Origin of the sequence: Methanobrevibacter sp. (assembly GCF_045577275.1) — an archaeon.
Taxonomy (GTDB): Archaea; Methanobacteriota; Methanobacteria; order Methanobacteriales; family Methanobacteriaceae; genus Methanobrevibacter.
Map to the genome: position 1 here is coordinate 1 of NZ_JAZNIB010000151.1, position 1,579 is coordinate 1,579.

Sequence of the window (1,579 nt, forward strand, 5' to 3'; positions counted from 1 at the left end):
TAACTAGAATCTTTTGGGTGAATGAGGTATTATTCACAGTCATGATTTCATTTTTGTAAATAATTTAATGATTAAATTTATTAATTATAATTCATTTAATGATTAAATCAAGTAATTTTAATGTATTTAATGATTAAATTATTTTCCATTTTATAAATGACCTGATTTTCAAACTTTTTTCAACCTTTAAGATTTCAATTAATTCAATTTTAGACTCATATTATGCGAATTATTTAAATTATTAATTCAATTTTAGACTCATATTATGCGAATTATTAATATTTAATTAATTCAATTATTTATGAATCAATCAGTCAAATTATTAAAAGTTTATAAAGTAGGAAAATACATGAGGTATAATAAAAAGATTTTATTAACATTATTTTTTATAACATTTTCATTGTCGACATTATTAAGCGTATCTGGACTTTCTAATGAAATAGCTAACTTTTATGCAGTGGATTTGGAGGCAAGTAGCTTATATGTTGGAACATTCTTGTTCATTGTTGGAATTACAGCGATATTCCTGCCGGCATACCTTTCAAAATATGAACGTAAAAGATTTTTCATCATTGCATTGGCAGTTACCGTCATAACTACATTAACCCAGTCATTTGTGAATGATTTTATGATTTCATTCATATTGAGAATCATTCCAGCATTTTTCTATTCAACTGCAATAAGCTTTGCACTAACATATATTGGGGATGTTGATCCAGATAATGTGAACAAGGTTGTATTGGGAATAACAAGCGGATGCGTATTTGGAGCTTCATTTTCGGTTTACATTACAACCGCCTATGGATATAATTACACACTTCTATGGATTGCTTTGATTAATCTTGTAAGTCTGATACTTACAATACTGTTTCTTCCGAAAATCCAAAAGGAAACAAAAGGCATTCTTGATCAGTTCCATATAGCAAAATGCGAACTTTTCATCATTTCTATTATGTCAATACTATTTATTGGAGTAGGGGTTTCAGTAACTTATAACTTCTTCACATTGATTTTGGAAACAATCACAAAACTTCCATATGATGTTTTGTCCATATACCTTTTCTTCAATGGACTTGCAGGAGTGTTTGGAACAAGCTTAATTGGTAAGTTTATGCAGAAAAATCTTAAACGGACTGTTACATTGTATCCTATTGTCTTTATAGCCCTTATGTTGGTTATGATTATATGTGTTCATATGGATAGGCCAATGTTTGTGATATTGATTTTATTCGGTCTTTTGGATGGATCAATGCAGACCATAGCACAATATACAATCTCTACAGCAGCAAAGGATGCGCCTGAATTCGCTAATGGATTCTATTTGTTCATTGTTAATTTAAACAGAACAATTGGAATAGTCCTTGGTGGAGTGCTAATAGAATCATGGTTCACCACATCAATATTGCTGATGTCCATTATTTCATTTACATTGTCCGTACCATTTATCATATATAGATTTTCAAAATATGCCCATATTGATCTATTCCATAATAAAGAGTTGGCATAATCTGTATGTGTAAAATTTACTTTTTTTTTTTATTTTTGAAAGATAATTTTGATATTTAATTTTTTTACTTTT

Annotated in this window: 1 protein-coding gene; it reads left to right on the plus strand. The window is 28.6% G+C overall.

Annotated elements, in window-relative coordinates; translation table 11 throughout:
* Positions 1-349: 349 nt before the first annotated feature.
* Complete coding sequence (locus tag ACKI67_RS04525; RefSeq protein ID WP_407462210.1) at positions 350-1,507, plus strand: MFS transporter; 1,158 nt, start codon at positions 350-352, stop codon at positions 1,505-1,507.
* Positions 1,508-1,579 lie beyond the last annotated feature (72 nt).